This is a genomic window from Shewanella halotolerans, from assembly GCF_019457535.1.
Taxonomy (GTDB): Bacteria; Pseudomonadota; Gammaproteobacteria; order Enterobacterales; family Shewanellaceae; genus Shewanella; species Shewanella halotolerans.
Map to the genome: position 1 here is coordinate 159,320 of NZ_CP080417.1, position 17,349 is coordinate 176,668.

Consider the following 17,349-nt stretch of genomic DNA (forward strand, 5'->3'; position numbering starts at 1 on the left):
ATTCCATAATGGCTTATTAACCTGTTGGAGGTTAATGGGTAAATAGTGCACTTTCTGAGGCTTGCGTGGCGGAAAAAACGACGTTTAGGCGATTTTTTTGCAGATTTTTAAAATTAGGTATTGCACTTGTGCTCGCGATTACCTAATATCCGCTACCGAAATGACACGCCGGCATAGCTCAGTTGGTAGAGCAACTGACTTGTAATCAGTAGGTCCCGAGTTCGACTCTTGGTGCCGGCACCATTTCTCTGGAGGGGTTCCCGAGTGGCCAAAGGGATCAGACTGTAAATCTGACGGCTCAGCCTTCGAAGGTTCGAATCCTTCTCCCTCCACCATTTTTCTAGGTAGTTAGGTAACCTTAGTTAGGTTGCGCGGATGTCGTATAATGGTATTACTCCAGCCTTCCAAGCTGATAACGCGGGTTCGATTCCCGCCATCCGCTCCAATTTTCGCTGATTGTGCCCGTATCTATGAGCCAGCCCAACAGGGTCCAGTTCACGATAAACTGCCTTCAGCCTTCCCAACTAAGCTTCCGTAATTATCTTAATTAAATCGATTCGATGACATAATAGGCATCGGATTTTTTGTTGTATGTAGATTTCATCACCAAGTATCTCTTAATTGGGGCAATACCATGGCTAAAGAAAAATTTGAACGTAGCAAACCTCACGTAAACGTGGGCACCATCGGTCACGTTGACCATGGTAAAACAACTCTTACAGCTGCTATCTCTCACGTACTGACTAAGACGTACGGTGGTGAAGCTAAAGATTTCGCACAGATCGATAACGCTCCAGAAGAGCGTGAGCGCGGTATTACCATCAATACCTCTCACATCGAGTACGACACTCCAACTCGTCACTACGCACACGTAGACTGCCCAGGCCACGCTGACTATGTTAAAAACATGATCACTGGTGCTGCACAGATGGACGGCGCTATCCTAGTAGTAGCTTCTACTGACGGTCCAATGCCACAGACTCGTGAGCACATCCTGCTTTCTCGTCAGGTAGGTGTACCTTTCATCATCGTATTCATGAACAAGTGTGACATGGTTGACGATGAAGAGCTGCTGGAACTAGTTGAGATGGAAGTTCGTGAACTGCTATCTGAATACGACTTCCCAGGTGATGACCTACCAGTTATCCAAGGTTCAGCTCTGAAAGCCCTAGAAGGCGAGCCAGAGTGGGAAGCTAAGATCCTAGAACTAGCTGAAGCACTAGACTCTTACATTCCAGAGCCAGAGCGTGCAATCGACGGTGCATTCATTCTGCCAATCGAAGACGTATTCTCAATCTCAGGCCGTGGTACTGTTGTAACTGGTCGTGTTGAGCGCGGTATCGTTAAAGTTGGTGACGAAGTAGAAATCGTAGGTATCAAAGACACTACTAAGACTACTTGTACTGGTGTTGAAATGTTCCGTAAGCTGCTTGACGAAGGTCGTGCAGGTGAGAACTGTGGTGTACTACTACGTGGTACTAAGCGTGATGAAGTTGAGCGTGGTCAAGTACTGGCTCAGCCTGGTTCAATCACTCCACACACTCAGTTCGAATCAGAAGTATACGTACTGTCAAAAGAAGAAGGTGGTCGTCACACTCCATTCTTCAAGGGCTACCGTCCACAGTTCTACTTCCGTACAACTGACGTAACCGGTACTATCGAGCTGCCAGAAGGCGTTGAAATGGTAATGCCTGGTGACAACATCAAGATGGTTGTTACTCTGATCTGCCCAATCGCGATGGACGAAGGTCTACGTTTCGCTATCCGTGAAGGTGGCCGTACAGTTGGTGCTGGTGTTGTAGCTAAGATCATCGCTTAATAGCATTTGATTTTACAAACACACTGAAAAAGGCAGCTTAGGCTGCCTTTTTTGTTTTAGAACTCCCAGATATTGTGCTTATCCTTGTGCGGCTTAGCCTTGCTTACTGCGCGGAATAAGAATACAATCTATGGCCGATTTTTGACCCTCTGGGCTTACTGCTTGCTCTGGGAGTAAGTTCGGAGAATGTTAGTGGTATGGACTGGGCAATCTCAGCACTTGCGAGTTTTTTATGCCCGGCCAGACTTAAGCTCAGGTCGTAGTGAGTAACGGAATTAACCGATGACAACAAATACTGAAAACCAGGGAAGCTCTCTGGATATCGTTAAATGGGGCATAGTAGTCGTACTGCTAGCGGCCGCCATTATTGCTAATCAGATGTATAGCGAAGCTAGTGTATTAGTTCGTGCTATCGGTGTCGTAGTGGCATTTGCTATAGCAGGTTTTATCGCGCTTCAAACCGAGAAGGGTAAACAAGCGCTGACTTTCGCTCGCGAGTCTCATATTGAAGTGCGTAAAGTGGTATGGCCGACGCGTCAAGAAGCCCTAAACACGACATTTATCGTACTACTGGCAACAGGTGTACTGGCATTGGTTCTGTGGGGAATGGATGCGGTACTGCTGAGAATTGTTAATTTTATTACGGGCGTATAGGCATTTCATATGACTGAAGCTAAAAAAAGATGGTATGTGGTTCAGGCCTTTTCGGGTTATGAAGGTCGTGTATGCAAATCATTGCTTGAACACATCAAAATGCACGGCATGGAGCATTACTTCGGTGAGGTGCTAGTACCTACCGAGGAAGTGGTTGAGATGCGTGCAGGCCAGCGTCGTAAGAGTGAGCGTAAGTTCTTCCCTGGCTATGTGTTGGTACAGATGGAAATGAACGACGAAAGCTGGCACTTGGTGAAGAGCATCCCTCGTGTGATGGGCTTTATCGGTGGCACCTCTGATCGTCCAGCGCCTATCTCTGATCGCGAAGCCGATGCGATTCTGCAGCGTCTACAAGAGACAACCGAGTCTCCGACTCATCGCGTGATGTTCGAGCCTGGTGAAGTGGTTCGCGTAACCGACGGTCCTTTTGCCGACTTTAACGGCACCGTTGAAGAGGTCGACTACGAGAAGAACCGCGTTAAGGTGTCTGTAATGATCTTCGGTCGTTCAACACCTGTAGAGCTAGATTTCAGCCAGATCGAAAAAAGCTGATTAAATAAAGCACAAAACGTATTGGAAATGGGTGCGGATTTTTGTATAATCCGCACCCATTATTTTCGGGGAGCTAATCGGCATGTCGCCGCTAGCGTTTGTACCCAAACTTGAGGAAAATGTCTCATGGCAAAGAAAGTTGATGGTTACATCAAACTACAAGTAGCAGCCGGTGCTGCAAACCCGTCGCCACCAGTTGGTCCTGCATTGGGTCAAAAAGGTGTCAACATCATGGAATTCTGTAAAGCATTCAACGCTCGTACTGAAAAGTTCGAGAAAGGTATGCCAATTCCTGTTGTGATCACTGTTTACACTGATCGCTCTTTCACTTTTGAAACTAAGACTCCACCTGCTTCATTCCTGCTGCTTAAAGCTGCTGGTCTTAAGTCTGGTTCAGGCCGTCCTAACACTGAAAAAGTGGGAACTATCAAGCGTAGCGCTGTCCAGGAAATCGCTGAGACTAAAGCCGCTGATATGACTGGTGCTGACATTGAAGCGATGACTCGCTCAATCGAAGGTACTGCGCGTTCAATGGGTTTGGTAGTAGAGGATTAATATCATGGCAAAGCTAACTAAACGCGCGCGTTTGATCCGCGAAAAAGTAGAAGCGACTAAGAGCTACGACATCAACGAAGCTGTTGCACTACTGAAAGAACTAGCTACTGCTAAGTTCGTTGAAAGTGTTGACGTTGCGGTTAACCTAGGTGTTGACCCACGTAAATCAGACCAAAACGTTCGTGGTGCGACTGTTCTGCCACACGGTACTGGTCGTGAAGTACGTGTTGCTGTGTTTACTCAAGGTGCTAACGCTGACGCCGCTAAAGAAGCCGGTGCTGAGCTAGTTGGTATGGACGAGCTTGCTGCACAAGTTAAAGCTGGTGAAATGAACTTCGACGTAGTTATCGCATCTCCAGATGCAATGCGCGTTGTTGGTCAGTTAGGCCAAATCCTGGGCCCACGTGGTCTGATGCCTAACCCTAAGACTGGCACTGTAACGCCTAACGTTGCTGAAGCTGTTAAGAACGCTAAAGCTGGTCAGGTTCGTTACCGCAATGACAAGAACGGTATCATCCACACTACCATAGGTAAAGTGGACTTCGAACCAGTTCAACTGAAAGAAAACCTAGACGCTCTGCTAGGCGCGCTTATCAAAGCTAAGCCAGCTGCAGCGAAAGGCGTTTTCGTTAAGAAAGTAAGCATCTCTACCACTATGGGTGCAGGTGTTGCGGTTGATCAGAGCACTCTGAACCCAACTGCTTAATTTCTTAGCTTGTTTTACAAGGTGCGGGGATTAGTCTATAATGCGCGCACCTTGTGGGTTGAGGACCATTTTCATTCGTGCAAATGGTTCACGTCCAAGACCGTAGGTGTTAACGAATATGCGTTAGCTTAATTTCCTACGTAGACGGTGTCGGACCCCAGATAGATTTATTCTGCCTGGATATTCGCGCCGTAAGTAACTGAGTATTAAATACTTAGTTTGGTAATTGCTAGGGATATCCCTAGATTGAATCCAGGAGTAAAGCCAATGGCATTAAGACTCGAAGACAAAAAAGCGATTGTTGCTGAAGTCAACGAAGCTGCCAAAGGTGCTTTATCTGCAGTTGTAGCCGATTCTCGCGGTGTGACTGTAGGTGATATGACCGGTCTTCGCAAAACCGCTCGTGAAGCTGGTGTTTACATTAAAGTTGTACGTAACACACTAGTTAAGCGCGCTGTTGAAGGTACTGATTTCGAGTGCCTAAGCGAAACATTTACTGGTCCTACTTTGATTGCATTCTCTAACGAGCACCCAGGTGCCGCTGCGCGTCTTCTTAAAGATTTCGCGAAAGCTCAAGGGAATTTTGAAATCAAAGCAGCAGCCTTTGAAGGGGAATTAATCCCTGCAAGCGACATTGATCGTTTAGCAAAACTACCAACATACGAAGAAGCACTAGCACAGTTCATGATGACTCTGAAAGAAGCATCTGCTGGCAAGTTCGTTCGTACATTGGCCGCTCTACGCGATCAGAAAGAAGCTGCTTAATTTTACAAGCCGCTTAAATAAATTGAATTCAGTACAATTAGGAATTTTTTGTTATGTCTATCACTAAAGACCAAATCTTAGAAGCCCTTGCAGCTATGTCTGTAATGGAAGTTGTTGAACTAATCGAAGCAATGGAAGAGAAGTTCGGCGTTTCTGCCGCTGCTGCTGTTGTTTCTGGTGGTGCTGATGCAGGCGCTGCTGCTGAAGAGAAGACAGAGTTTGACGTAGTTATGACTTCTCACGGCGACAACAAAGTTGCAGTAATTAAAGCTCTTCGTGGCGCTACAGGTCTAGGCCTGAAAGAAGCCAAGGGTATGGCTGAATCAGCTCCAGTAGCTGTTAAAGAAGGCATCTCTAAAGAAGAAGCTGAAGCTCTGAAGAAAGACCTCGAAGAAGCTGGTGCTCAAGTAGAGATCAAGTAAGTTATACTCTAACTTACAACCTCCCGAGTGATCGGGCGGAGGCTGGCGGTTTTTTAACCGTCGGCCTTTTTTGCGCTGTAAGCGTAGGCGATTTTTTATTCACCGTTTGTCGCCAGATTTCGCAGTCCCTAGCAGAGATTATTGGTTAGGTTCTTGCTTTCAACGGTGATGGGCAAACGTGCTGTTGCAACCCTGCGTTGTTTCAGTCTTGGTCACATCTCGCAATCAGAGGAAACCCATGGTTTACTCCTATTCTGAAAAGAAGCGTATTCGCAAAGACTTTGGTAAGCGTCCACAAGTGTTGGATATCCCTTACCTTCTGTCAATCCAGTTGGACTCGTTTAAGAAGTTCACCGATCAAGATCCTACAGGTGAGCGTGGTTTAGAAGCCGCTTTCCGTAGCGTTTTTCCCATCAAGAGCTTTTCTGGTAATTCAGAGCTGCAATATGTCAGCTATAAGCTAGGTGAGCCAGTTTTTGATGTGAAAGAGTGTCAAATTCGCGGTGTTACATACTCTGCTCCACTACGCGTTAAGCTGCGTATGGTGCTGTATGATCGTGAAGCTGCGCCTGGCACAGTTAAAGACATTAAAGAACAAGAAGTCTACATGGGGGATATCCCTCTGATGACTGAAAACGGTACCTTTGTTATCAATGGTACTGAGCGTGTTATCGTTTCTCAGCTTCACCGTTCTCCAGGTGTATTCTTTGATCACGACCGTGGTAAGACCCACTCTTCAGGTAAGGTGCTTTATAACGCACGTATTATTCCTTACCGTGGCTCATGGTTGGACTTCGAGTTCGATCCGAAAGATGCACTGTTCGTACGTATCGACCGTCGTCGTAAGCTTGCGGCGTCTATCATACTGCGTGCACTTGACTACTCTACTCAAGATATTCTCGATCTGTTCTTCGAACGTGTTCAGTACAAGATCAAGAAAGATAGCCTAGTCATGGCACTGGTTGCCGATCGCCTACGTGGTGAGACAGCCAGCTACGACATCAAAGATGCTGAAGGTAACATCATAGTTGAGAAGGGCCGCCGTATTACTGCGCGCCACATTCGTCAACTTGAAAAGACAAACACCACAGAGCTTGAAGTACCTGTTGAGTACATCTCAGGCAAGATTGCTGCACAAGACTACATCGACCCAGATACGGGCGAAGTACTGGTTTCTGCTAACGCCGAAATCAGCCTGGAAGATCTTGCTAAGCTTTCTATGGCCGGCATCAAAGATATCGACACCCTATACATCAACGAGCTTGATCACGGTGCCTATATCTCTGACACCCTACGTATCGATTCAACGACTAACCGCCTAGAGGCGCTGGTTGAGATCTATCGTATGATGCGTCCTGGCGAGCCGCCAACCAAGGATGCTGCCGAAGCGCTATTCCAAAACCTCTTCTTCAGTGAAGAGCGTTACGACCTGTCTAAAGTAGGTCGTATGAAGTTTAACCGTCGTCTCGGTATCGATGACGATGAAGGTACAGGTATCCTGACCAAAGAAGATATCGTTGCAGTAATGCAGAAGATCATCGAAATCCGTAACGGTAACGATGAAGTAGACGATATCGACCACCTGGGTAACCGTCGTATCCGTAGTGTTGGTGAAATGGCTGAGAACCAGTTCCGTGTTGGTCTTGTTCGTGTAGAACGTGCCGTACGTGAGCGTCTGTCTCTTGGCGATCTTAACGAGCTGATGCCACAAGATCTGATCAACGCTAAGCCGATTTCTGCGGCAGTGAAAGAGTTCTTCGGTTCTTCTCAGCTGTCTCAGTTCATGGACCAGAATAACCCGCTGTCAGAAGTGACACACAAGCGTCGTATCTCTGCGCTTGGTCCAGGCGGTCTGACCCGTGAGCGTGCAGGTTTCGAGGTTCGAGACGTTCACCCAACTCACTATGGTCGTCTATGTCCGATTGAGACCCCTGAAGGTCCAAACATCGGTCTGATCAACTCGTTGGCAAGCTTCGCGCGCACCAACTCTTACGGCTTCCTCGAAACACCATACCGCAAAGTGGTTGATGGTGTGATCACAGATCAGGTCGATTACCTGTCTGCTATCGAAGAAGGTCGTTACGTGATCGCACAGGCTAACATCGAAGTCGATGCCGATGGTCGTATGGTTGAAGAGCAGATCGCTTGTCGTCATAAGGGTGAATCTACCTTTATGCGTGCAGCAGACGTTCAATATATGGACGTATCACCACAGCAGATTATCTCTGTGGCAGCCTCTCTGATTCCGTTCCTAGAACACGATGACGCGAACCGTGCATTGATGGGTGCGAACATGCAACGTCAGGCGGTACCAACACTTAGAGCTGACAAGCCGCTAGTAGGTACTGGTATTGAGCGTACATTGGCCGTTGACTCTGGCGTAGTTGTTGCCGCTAAGCGTGGTGGTTACGTTGACTATGTCGATGCGAGCCGCATCGTGGTTAAGGTTAACGAAGACGAGCTGACTCCTGGTGAAGCCGGTATCGACATCTACAACCTGACCAAGTACACCCGTTCTAACCAGAACACCTGTATCAACCAGCGTCCATGTTGTAGCGTTGGCGAGCCAGTGGTTCGTGGTGACGTACTGGCCGATGGTCCATCTACCGACCTGGGTGACCTGGCGCTTGGTCAGAACATGCGTATCGCGTTCATGCCTTGGAACGGTTACAACTTCGAGGATTCGATCTTAATCTCTGAGCGCGTTGCGCAAGAGGATCGTTTCACCACTATCCATATTCAAGAGCTTTCTTGTATTGCTCGTGATACTAAGCTGGGTAGCGAAGAGATCACCGCCGATATTCCAAACGTAGGTGAGTCTGCGCTGTCTAAGCTGGATGAATCAGGTATCGTTTACATCGGTGCAGAAGTTAAGGGTGGCGACATCCTGGTTGGTAAGGTTACGCCTAAGGGCGAGACTCAGCTGACCCCAGAAGAGAAGCTGCTACGCGCTATCTTCGGTGAGAAGGCTTCTGACGTTAAAGACAGCTCACTGCGTGTCCCTAACTCTGTTAAGGGTACCATCATCGACGTTCAGGTATTTACCCGTGACGGCGTTGAGAAAGACAAGCGTGCTGTAGAAATCGAAGAGATGCACATCGCTCAGGCTAAGAAAGACCTGACCGAAGAGTTCAAGATCCTTGAAGAAGGTGTCTTCGGCCGTGCGCGTAACCTTCTCATTGGAGCAGGTTTTGCACAGGCCGAGCTTGATGCTCTGCCACGTCCTCAGCTACTGGTACAAACCATTGAAGACGAAGCTAAGCAGACTGAACTCGAGCAACTTGCCGAGCAGCATGAAGAGCTGAAAGCCGATTTCGATAAGAAATTTGAAATCAAACGCCGCAAGATCACCCAAGGTGATGACTTGGCACCTGGCGTACTGAAGATCGTTAAGGTTTACCTGGCGGTTAAACGTACTATCCAGCCTGGTGACAAGATGGCGGGTCGTCACGGTAACAAGGGTGTGATCTCTAAGATCAACCCAATCGAAGATATGCCGTACGACGAAAACGGTAACCCAGTGGACATCGTACTGAACCCACTAGGTGTACCATCACGTATGAACATAGGTCAGGTTCTCGAAGTGCACTTAGGTGCCGCGGCCAAGGGCATTGGTGATCGCATCACCGCTATGCTCGAAGAGCAGCGTGAACTTGCAGAGCTTCGTGGCTACATCAAGAAGGTGTACGAACTGGGTGAAGACGTGCAGCAGCAGGTCGACATCGACTCGTTCACCGATGAAGAAGTTCTACGTCTTGCTAAGAACCTCAAAGGCGGTATTCCGACTGCGACTCCAGCATTCGACGGCGCGAAAGAGAAAGAGATTAAGGACATGCTTGAACTAGCAGGTCTGCCAACCTCTGGACAGCTGAAGTTGTTTGATGGTCGTACCGGTAACGAATTTGAACGCCCAGTAACCGTAGGTTACATGTACATGCTTAAACTTAACCACTTGGTTGACGATAAGATGCACGCGCGTTCAACAGGTTCTTACAGTCTTGTTACTCAGCAGCCTCTGGGCGGTAAAGCTCAGTTTGGTGGTCAGCGTTTCGGTGAGATGGAAGTATGGGCACTTGAAGCATACGGTGCCGCTTACACGCTACAAGAAATGCTTACTGTTAAGTCTGATGACGTTAACGGTCGTACTCAGATGTATAAGAACATCGTCGACGGTAACCATCAGATGCAACCAGGCATGCCTGAGTCCTTCAACGTATTGCTGAAGGAGATCCGTTCGCTCGGTATTAACATCGAGTTGGATCAAGAGTAAGACTTGGCCATCGCCGAAGTTTGGCAATAAACGGTGCTCTGCGAGAGCAGGGCACCTGGTTTAACTCCTTCAGGAGAGAAACGTGAAAGACTTATTAAAGTTTCTGAAACAGCAAAGCAAGACTGAAGAATTTGAAGGCATCAAGATCGGCCTAGCGTCGCCTGATCTGATCCGCTCTTGGTCATTTGGTGAAGTTAAGAAGCCAGAAACCATCAACTACCGTACTTTCAAGCCTGAGCGTGAAGGTTTGTTCTGTGCGCGTATTTTTGGTCCAGTTAAAGACTACGAGTGTTTATGCGGTAAGTATAAGCGTCTTAAGCACCGTGGTGTGATTTGTGAGAAGTGTGGCGTAGAAGTAACCCAGACTAAAGTACGTCGTGAGCGTATGGGTCACATCGATCTAGCCAGCCCAGTAGCGCACATTTGGTTCTTGAAGTCTCTGCCGTCTCGTATCGGTTTGATGCTGGATATGACTCTGCGTGACATCGAACGTGTGCTTTACTTCGAATCTTTCGTCGTGATCGAGCCTGGCATGACCAGCCTCGAGCGCGGTCAGATGCTGACAGAGGAAAACTACCTCGACGCACTCGAAGAGTACGGTGATGAGTTTGAAGCCAAGATGGGTGCCGAGGCAGTACTTGAGCTGCTGCGCGCTATCGATCTTGAGAAAGAGATTGAAGAGATGCGCGAAGAGCTGCCATCGATCAACTCTGAGACTCGTCGTAAGAAGATCACTAAGCGTCTGAAGCTGATTGAGGCCTTCTACCAGTCTGGCAACAAGCCAGAGTGGATGATCCTCAAGGTGCTACCGGTTCTGCCACCTGATCTGCGTCCATTGGTTCCACTGGATGGCGGTCGTTTCGCGACTTCAGATCTGAACGATCTGTATCGCCGCGTGATCAACCGTAACAACCGTCTGAAGCGTCTGTTAGACCTGGCTGCACCGGACATCATCGTGCGCAACGAAAAGCGTATGCTACAAGAGTCTGTTGATGCGCTATTGGATAACGGTCGTCGCGGTCGTGCGATCACGGGTTCTAACAAGCGTCCTCTGAAATCTTTGGCCGATATGATCAAGGGTAAGCAGGGTCGTTTCCGTCAGAACCTACTGGGTAAGCGTGTTGACTACTCAGGCCGTTCGGTAATTACCGTAGGTCCTACTCTGCGTCTGCATCAGTGTGGTCTGCCTAAGAAGATGGCACTTGAGCTGTTCAAGCCATTTATCTACGGCAAGCTGGAAGGTCGTGGCCTGGCTACTACCATCAAAGCTGCTAAGAAGATGGTTGAGCGCGAAGTACCAGAGGTTTGGGACGTACTCGATGATGTGATCCGTGAGCATCCTGTGATGCTTAACCGTGCACCAACACTTCACCGTCTGGGTATCCAGGCGTTTGAGCCGGTATTGATTGAAGGTAAAGCGATCCAACTGCATCCATTGGTGTGTGCGGCATATAACGCTGACTTCGACGGTGACCAGATGGCGGTTCACGTGCCACTGACGCTAGAAGCTCAGTTGGAAGCACGTTCACTCATGATGTCTACCAACAACATCCTGTCACCTGCGAACGGTGAGCCGGTGATCACACCGTCACAGGACGTTGTATTGGGTCTGTACTACACCAGCCGTGAGCGTATCAACGGCCGCGGTGAAGGCATGGCATTCGAATCTGTTGCCGAAGTAGAAAAGGCATACCGTACTGGCGTTGCCGAGCTGCACGCTCGCGTTAAGGTACGTATTACCGAGACTACTATCGCTGAAAACGGTGAGCGCACCGAGTCACGTCGTATCGTAGATACTACTGTGGGTCGTGCCCTGTTGTCTCAGGTTCTGCCAAAAGGCCTTTCTTATGATCTGGTTAACCAGAACATGGGTAAGAAGCAGATCTCTAAGCTATTGAACACCTGTTACCGTCAGCTAGGTCTGAAAGATACCGTTATCTTTGCTGACCAACTGATGTATACCGGTTTCCACTTCGCGACCGTTTCTGGTGCGTCTGTGGGTATCAACGACATGGTGATTCCAGATGAGAAATACTCTCTGGTTGCCGATGCCGAAGCTGAAGTACTTGAGATTCAAGAGCAGTTCCAGTCGGGTCTTGTTACCGCCGGTGAGCGTTACAACAAGGTTATCGATATCTGGGCAAGTGCGAACGAAAAAGTTTCTAAGGCGATGATGGATAACCTGTCTACCGAGGCAGTGATTAACCGTGATGGCGAAGAAGAAACTCAAGCTTCGTTCAACAGCATCTACATGATGGCTGATTCGGGCGCTCGTGGTAGTGCTGCACAGATTCGTCAGCTAGCCGGTATGCGTGGTCTGATGGCGAAGCCAGATGGCTCGATCATCGAAACCCCAATTACGGCGAACTTCCGTGAAGGTCTAAACGTACTCCAGTACTTTATCTCTACTCACGGTGCGCGTAAGGGTCTAGCGGATACCGCACTTAAGACAGCGAACTCAGGTTACCTGACTCGTCGTCTGGTTGACGTTGCACAAGACTTAGTGGTTATCGAAGACGATTGTGGTACACACGAAGGTCTGACAATGAAGCCGCTGATCGAAGGTGGTGATGTTGTTGAGCCGCTACGTGAGCGTGTACTGGGTCGTGTGGTAGCTGAAGATGTTTACTACCCAGGTACCGAAGATGTACTTGCGCCGCGTAACACCCTGCTTGATGAAGCCTGGTGTGACAAGCTCGAAGAACACTCTATCGACGAAGTTAAGGTTCGTTCTGTAATCAGCTGTGACACAGACTTCGGTGTGTGTGCGGCGTGTTACGGTCGTGACCTTGCACGTGGTCACCTGATTAACCAAGGTGAAGCCATTGGTGTGGTAGCTGCTCAGTCAATCGGTGAGCCAGGTACACAGCTGACAATGCGTACCTTCCACATCGGTGGTGCGGCATCGAGAGCGTCTGCAGAAAACAACGTACAGGTGAAGAACGCCGGTACCGTTAAGCTGCACAACGCTAAGCATGTTACCAACAGTGACGGTAAGCTGGTTATCGTATCGCGTTCATCTGAAATCGCGATTATCGATGAGCTGGGTCGTGAGAAAGAGCGTTACAAGGTGCCTTACGGTACTATCCTAGAGAAGTTAGAAGACGCAACGGTTAATGCCGGTGAAGTCATCGCTAACTGGGATCCGCACACTCACCCAATCGTTTCTGAGGTAGCGGGTAGCATCAAGTTCGTCGACATGATCGAAGGTGTCACCATGACACGTCAGACCGACGAGCTAACGGGTCTTTCTTCAATCGTGGTTATGGATGTGGGTCAACGTCCTACTGCGGGTAAAGAGATGCGTCCGGCGATTCGTCTGGTTGGTGCCGATGGCAATGACCTGATGATCCCTGGTACCGAAGTACCAGCGCAATACTTCTTGCCTGGTAAGGCGATCGTTAACCAAGACGATAACGCACAAATCGCCGTGGGTGACGCGCTTGCACGTATTCCGCAAGAATCGTCTAAGACTCGCGATATTACCGGTGGTCTGCCACGCGTTGCTGACTTGTTTGAAGCGCGTAAGCCGAAAGAGCCTGCCATTCTGGCTGAGTACTCAGGTACTATCTCGTTTGGTAAAGAGACCAAAGGTAAGCGTCGTCTGGTGATCACGCCTGCCGATGGTGGTAAGCCATACGAGGAGATGATTCCTAAGTGGCGTAACCTGAACGTGTTCGAAGGTGAGAAGGTTGAGCGCGGCGAAGTTATCGCCGACGGTCCAGAAGCTGCACACGACATCCTGCGTCTGCGTGGTATTCACAAGGTGGCTAACTACATCGTTAACGAAGTGCAAGACGTTTACCGTCTGCAAGGCGTGAAGATTAACGATAAGCACATCGAAGTGATTATCCGTCAGATGCTGCGTAAGTGTGAGATCACCGAAGCCGGTGACAGTGAGTTCCTACCGGGCGAACAGGTTGAAGTGTCTCGCGTCAAGATCGCTAACCGCGAACTTGAAGCGCAAGGCAAAGAACCTGCTAAGTTCGAGCGTGAACTACTGGGTATCACCAAGGCCTCGTTGGCGACCGAGTCATTTATCTCGGCGGCATCCTTCCAGGAAACCACACGCGTATTGACCGAAGCTGCCGTAGGCGGTAAGAGCGATAAGCTACGTGGCCTGAAAGAGAACGTGATCGTGGGTCGTCTGATCCCGGCCGGTACAGGTTATGCGTATCACACCAGCCGTAACCAGGCTGCACAGAATGGCCCGGCAGAAGAAGTGCCGGCAATCAGTGCCAGTGAAGCAGAGCAGAACCTTGCCGATCTATTGAACCTGGCGGGCAGCCCTGAATAATCAGTGCTAGTCGGTAAATAGATTGTAAAAAAGGCACCTCAGGTGCCTTTTTTTTACTTAAATTGGGTAAAAAGTTGGCTATTTCTTGACAGCGACCCCTTACCTTTCTAAAATTTCGCGTCCCACACCTGTGGGATATAGATTTTTCACACCTTACTGTTGAGTTTAATCAACTGATTCGGAGCTATACATGGCAACTGTAAACCAGTTGGTACGTAAGCCTCGCTCGCCAAAAGTCATCAAGACTAACGTGCCTGCGTTGAATGCGTGTCCACAAAAGCGTGGTGTTTGTACTCGCGTGTACACAACCACACCTAAAAAACCTAACTCTGCACTACGTAAAGTAGCTCGTGTGCGTCTAACTAACGGTTTCGAAGTTACTTCGTACATCGGCGGTGAAGGCCATAACCTGCAGGAACACAGCGTGATTCTAATCCGTGGTGGTCGTGTTAAAGACTTACCTGGTGTTCGTTATCACACTGTTCGTGGCGCATTAGACTGTGCTGGTGTTAGTGAGCGTCGTCAAGGACGTTCTAAGTACGGAGCTAAGCGTCCTAAGTCTTAACGTTTTCCGTTAAGTAAGGCCAAGCTAGAGATAATTGAGATTCCAGTTTTGGGGTCCCTGAAGCATACGGAGAAATTGTTATGCCAAGACGTCGCGTTGTAGGACAACGTAAAATCCTACCAGATCCAAAATTTAATAGTGAGTTGCTGGCTAAGTTCATCAACGTCATTATGCAGGACGGCAAAAAGTCGACTGCTGAAAAAATCATTTACAAGGCACTAGATGTTGTCGCTGAGAAGAAAGGCGAAGAGCACCTAGTGATCCTTGAAGCAGCCCTGGATAACGTACGTCCAACTGTCGAGGTTAAGTCTCGTCGTGTTGGTGGTTCTACTTACCAGGTACCATGTGAAGTTCGTCCAGTGCGTCGTAACGCACTAGCGATGCGCTGGTTAGTTGAAGCTGCACGTAAGCGTGGTGAAAAATCTATGGCTCTACGTCTAGCAGGTGAAATGCTAGATGCTGCCGAAAATAAAGGCACTGCTGTTAAGAAGCGCGAAGACGTGCATCGTATGGCAGAAGCAAACAAAGCGTTTGCTCATTACCGCTGGTAATCTTTTGGTGCGGGCGATTGCCTGCACCATGTTTTACATCACTAAGGTTCCTACCTTAGTAAAGAGGGTTTAATCGTGGCTCGTACAACTCCAATTGAGCGCTACCGTAATATCGGTATCTGTGCTCACGTTGACGCAGGAAAAACCACAACTACAGAACGTGTTCTCTTCTATACCGGTATGTCTCACAAGATCGGTGAGGTGCATGATGGCGCAGCCACCATGGACTGGATGGAACAGGAGCAGGAGCGTGGTATTACTATCACCTCGGCGGCAACGACCACGTTCTGGCGCGGTATGGATGCTCAATTTACCGAGCATCGTATCAACATCATCGACACCCCTGGCCACGTTGACTTCACCATCGAAGTTGAACGTTCGCTACGTGTACTCGATGGCGCAGTAGTTGTGTTCTGTGGTTCATCTGGTGTTGAACCTCAGTCCGAAACTGTATGGCGACAAGCGGACAAGTACCACGTCCCGCGCTTAGTGTTTGTCAATAAGATGGACCGCGCTGGTGCTGACTTTGAACGCGTCGTTGGACAGATACGTAACCGTCTGGGAGCGACTTGTGTACCAATTCAATTGAACATAGGTGCAGAAGAAGAGTTTAAGGGTGTCATTGACCTGATCAAGATGAAGGCCATTAACTGGAACGAATCAGATCAAGGTATGACCTTCAATTATGAAGAAATTCCCGCAGAGTTGGCCGACAAGGCCGCTGAGATGCGTGAATACCTAGTTGAGAGTGCGGCCGAAGCCTCTGAAGAACTGATGGACAAGTACCTTGAAGAAGGTGAGCTATCGGAAGAAGAGATCAAGGCAGCATTACGTCAGCGAACTCTGGCTAACGAGATCGTACTGGCTACCTGTGGTTCTGCATTTAAGAACAAGGGTGTGCAGGCGGTACTCGATGCTGTTATCGATTATTTGCCATCGCCAGTCGAAGTACCCGCCATTAAGGGTATTGACGAAAATGAGAATGAAGTAGAACGTCCAGCGGACGACAACGCGCCATTCTCTGCGTTAGCATTTAAGATCGCGACAGACCCATTCGTAGGAACACTGACCTTTGTGCGTGTTTATTCAGGCGTATTGGAAGCAGGTTCTGGCGTATATAACTCGGTCAAACAAAAGCGTGAGCGTATTGGTCGTATGGTGCAGATGCACGCAAACGATCGAAAAGAGATCAAAGAAGTCCGTGCTGGCGACATCGCGGCGGCTATTGGTCTGAAGGATGTTACCACTGGTGACACCCTATGCGATGCTGACCATAAAGTTATTCTCGAACGTATGGAGTTCCCTGAGCCCGTAATCACGATTGCCGTGGAGCCTAGATCTCAAGCCGACCAAGATAAGATGGGTATAGCGCTGCAGAAACTTGCTGCAGAAGATCCCTCTTTCCGCGTTGAGACCAACGAAGAATCGGGTCAAACCCTGATCTCTGGTATGGGCGAGTTGCACTTAGACATCATCGTCGACCGTATGCGTCGCGAGTTCAGTGTCGAATGTAACGTAGGTAAGCCACAAGTAGCGTATCGTGAGACTATTCGCTCGAGTGTAGAAGTCGAAGGCAAGTTCGTTCGTCAATCTGGTGGCCGAGGTCAATTTGGTCACGTTTGGTTGAAGCTTGAACCTCAAGAAGAAGGTTTCGGCTATGAATTTGTCAACGAGATTGTTGGTGGTGTTGTTCCAAGAGAATACATCCCTGCAGTAGATAAAGGTATCCAGGAACAGATGAAGAATGGCGTACTCGCCGGTTTCCCTGTTCTGGACGTCAAAGTAACGCTGTTCGACGGCTCATACCATGATGTCGACTCGAACGAGATGGCGTTTAAAGTGGCCGCCTCCATGGGCTTCAAGAAGGGTGCTCTCGAAGCAGACCCTGTGTTACTCGAACCTTGTATGAAGGTTGAAGTAACCACTCCTGAAGATTACATGGGGGATGTAGTAGGCGACTTGAACCGGCGTCGCGGCATGATCGAAGGTATGGACGACGGCATTGGCGGCGTCAAAATCGTTCGAGCTGTAGTACCTCTATCTGAAATGTTTGGTTACGCAACTGACTTGCGTAGCGCTACCCAAGGACGTGCCTCATACTCTATGGAGTTCCTGAAGTACTCGGATGCGCCGCAGAATGTTGCAAAATCAGTTATAGAAGCGCGCGGATAATCGCAAACTAGTCTATAACTC

The 17,349-nt window shown here is 48.8% G+C and carries 12 protein-coding genes and 3 tRNA genes; all 15 read left to right on the forward strand.

Annotation, left to right across the window (positions count from 1 at the left end; translation table 11 throughout):
- Nucleotides 1-167: 167 nt before the first annotated feature.
- The 15 genes from K0H81_RS00740 (at nucleotide 168) to fusA (ending at nucleotide 17,328) form a co-directional block, all read left to right on the forward strand.
- Nucleotides 168-243 (forward strand) — tRNA-Thr (locus K0H81_RS00740).
- 7 nt (nucleotides 244-250) lie between these two features.
- A tRNA-Tyr gene (locus K0H81_RS00745) sits at nucleotides 251-335 on the forward strand.
- Between the two features lie 36 nt (nucleotides 336-371).
- A tRNA-Gly gene (locus tag K0H81_RS00750) sits at nucleotides 372-445 on the forward strand.
- 189 nt (nucleotides 446-634) lie between these two features.
- Nucleotides 635-1,819, forward strand: coding sequence for an elongation factor Tu (gene tuf, locus K0H81_RS00755; protein ID WP_011863953.1), 1,185 nt, complete (start codon nucleotides 635-637; stop codon nucleotides 1,817-1,819).
- 282 nt (nucleotides 1,820-2,101) lie between these two features.
- Complete coding sequence (gene secE / locus K0H81_RS00760) at nucleotides 2,102-2,473, forward strand: preprotein translocase subunit SecE (protein WP_011863954.1); 372 nt, start codon at nucleotides 2,102-2,104, stop codon at nucleotides 2,471-2,473.
- A gap of 9 nt (nucleotides 2,474-2,482) precedes the next feature.
- Entirely contained in the window at nucleotides 2,483-3,025 is a 543-nt protein-coding gene (nusG, locus tag K0H81_RS00765; RefSeq protein WP_011863955.1) for a transcription termination/antitermination protein NusG, read from the forward strand.
- Between the two features lie 126 nt (nucleotides 3,026-3,151).
- A complete protein-coding gene (rplK, locus tag K0H81_RS00770) occupies nucleotides 3,152-3,580 on the forward strand; it encodes a 50S ribosomal protein L11 (RefSeq protein ID WP_011863956.1) in 429 nt (142 codons plus the stop codon).
- Between the two features lie 4 nt (nucleotides 3,581-3,584).
- Nucleotides 3,585-4,286 carry a 50S ribosomal protein L1 gene (gene rplA, locus K0H81_RS00775; protein ID WP_011863957.1) on the forward strand — a complete coding sequence of 234 codons (702 nt, stop codon included), beginning with the start codon at nucleotides 3,585-3,587 and terminating at the stop codon, nucleotides 4,284-4,286.
- A 267-nt stretch (nucleotides 4,287-4,553) separates the two neighbouring features.
- Complete coding sequence (gene rplJ, locus K0H81_RS00780; protein ID WP_144204494.1) at nucleotides 4,554-5,051, forward strand: 50S ribosomal protein L10; 498 nt, start codon at nucleotides 4,554-4,556, stop codon at nucleotides 5,049-5,051.
- 53 nt (nucleotides 5,052-5,104) lie between these two features.
- Entirely contained in the window at nucleotides 5,105-5,473 is a 369-nt protein-coding gene (gene rplL / locus K0H81_RS00785; protein ID WP_144204493.1) for a 50S ribosomal protein L7/L12, read from the forward strand.
- Nucleotides 5,474-5,711: 238 nt separating this feature from the next.
- Nucleotides 5,712-9,743 (forward strand): DNA-directed RNA polymerase subunit beta, encoded by a 4,032-nt coding sequence (gene rpoB, locus K0H81_RS00790; protein WP_144204492.1) that lies wholly within the window; start codon nucleotides 5,712-5,714, stop codon nucleotides 9,741-9,743.
- Nucleotides 9,744-9,825: 82 nt separating this feature from the next.
- Entirely contained in the window at nucleotides 9,826-14,040 is a 4,215-nt protein-coding gene (gene rpoC / locus K0H81_RS00795; protein ID WP_144204491.1) for a DNA-directed RNA polymerase subunit beta', read from the forward strand.
- 190 nt (nucleotides 14,041-14,230) lie between these two features.
- Nucleotides 14,231-14,605, forward strand: a complete 375-nt coding sequence (gene rpsL / locus K0H81_RS00800; protein WP_011863962.1) for a 30S ribosomal protein S12 — start codon at nucleotides 14,231-14,233, stop codon at nucleotides 14,603-14,605.
- A gap of 80 nt (nucleotides 14,606-14,685) precedes the next feature.
- Nucleotides 14,686-15,156, forward strand: a complete 471-nt coding sequence (gene rpsG / locus K0H81_RS00805) for a 30S ribosomal protein S7 (protein WP_011863963.1) — start codon at nucleotides 14,686-14,688, stop codon at nucleotides 15,154-15,156.
- 75 nt (nucleotides 15,157-15,231) lie between these two features.
- Nucleotides 15,232-17,328, forward strand: coding sequence for an elongation factor G (gene fusA / locus K0H81_RS00810; RefSeq protein WP_220043890.1), 2,097 nt, complete (start codon nucleotides 15,232-15,234; stop codon nucleotides 17,326-17,328).
- The last annotated feature ends 21 nt before the right edge of the window (nucleotides 17,329-17,349 follow it).

Excerpts from the sequence above, each read along its gene's own strand:
- tuf (WP_011863953.1), top strand. The coding sequence starts at position 635 with ATGGCTAAAGAAAAATTTGAACGTAGCAAACCTCACGTAAACGTGGGC.
- secE (WP_011863954.1), top strand. The coding sequence starts at position 2,102 with ATGACAACAAATACTGAAAACCAGGGAAGCTCTCTGGATATCGTTAAA.
- nusG (WP_011863955.1), top strand. The coding sequence starts at position 2,483 with ATGACTGAAGCTAAAAAAAGATGGTATGTGGTTCAGGCCTTTTCGGGT.
- rplK (WP_011863956.1), top strand. The coding sequence starts at position 3,152 with ATGGCAAAGAAAGTTGATGGTTACATCAAACTACAAGTAGCAGCCGGT.
- rplA (WP_011863957.1), top strand. The coding sequence starts at position 3,585 with ATGGCAAAGCTAACTAAACGCGCGCGTTTGATCCGCGAAAAAGTAGAA.
- rplJ (WP_144204494.1), top strand. The coding sequence starts at position 4,554 with ATGGCATTAAGACTCGAAGACAAAAAAGCGATTGTTGCTGAAGTCAAC.
- rplL (WP_144204493.1), top strand. The coding sequence starts at position 5,105 with ATGTCTATCACTAAAGACCAAATCTTAGAAGCCCTTGCAGCTATGTCT.
- rpoB (WP_144204492.1), top strand. The coding sequence starts at position 5,712 with ATGGTTTACTCCTATTCTGAAAAGAAGCGTATTCGCAAAGACTTTGGT.
- rpsL (WP_011863962.1), top strand. The coding sequence starts at position 14,231 with ATGGCAACTGTAAACCAGTTGGTACGTAAGCCTCGCTCGCCAAAAGTC.
- rpsG (WP_011863963.1), top strand. The coding sequence starts at position 14,686 with ATGCCAAGACGTCGCGTTGTAGGACAACGTAAAATCCTACCAGATCCA.